The 475-nt window shown below is 69.9% G+C and carries 1 protein-coding gene; it reads right to left on the bottom strand.

Annotated features, from left to right (window positions below; genetic code table 11):
- Nucleotides 1–475 (bottom strand): alpha-amylase family glycosyl hydrolase (locus G3I78_RS47985; RefSeq protein ID WP_239158478.1); only part of this gene is annotated, 475 nt, incomplete at both ends.

Below are 475 nucleotides of genomic sequence, written 5' to 3'. Positions count from 1 at the left end.
GCGTGCGCACGGCGTCGCGGTCGGGCAGCCAGATGTTGTCGCCCATGCCGATCTCGTCGCCGTAGTACAGGCACGGGCTGCCGGGGAGGGAGAGCAGGAGCGCGTGGGCGAGCTCGACCTCCTTGCGCGAGTTGTCGAGCAGGGGCGCGAGCCGGCGCCGGATGCCGACGTTCGCGCGCATGCGCGGGTCGGGCGCGTACCAGCCGTACATCGACGCACGCTCCTCGGTGGAGACCATCTCCAGGGTGAGCTCGTCGTGGTTGCGCAGGAACGTGCTCCACTGCGCGCCGGGCGGGATGTCGGGCGTGTCGGCGAGGATCTCCAGGACCTGGTTGGCGCGCTGGTCGCGGATCGCGTAGTAGATGCGGGGCATCACGGGGAAGTGGAAGCACATGTGGCACTCGGGCTCGTCCTCGGTGCCGAAGTAGTCCACGACCTCGCGCGGCCACTGGTTCGCCTCGGCGAGCAAGATCGG

Origin of the sequence: Streptomyces sp. SID13726, assembly GCF_010548375.1 — a bacterium.
Taxonomy (GTDB): Bacteria; Actinomycetota; Actinomycetes; order Streptomycetales; family Streptomycetaceae; genus Streptomyces.
Note: the sequence above shows the minus strand (reverse complement) of the source record. Positions and strands in the feature narration are given on the sequence as shown.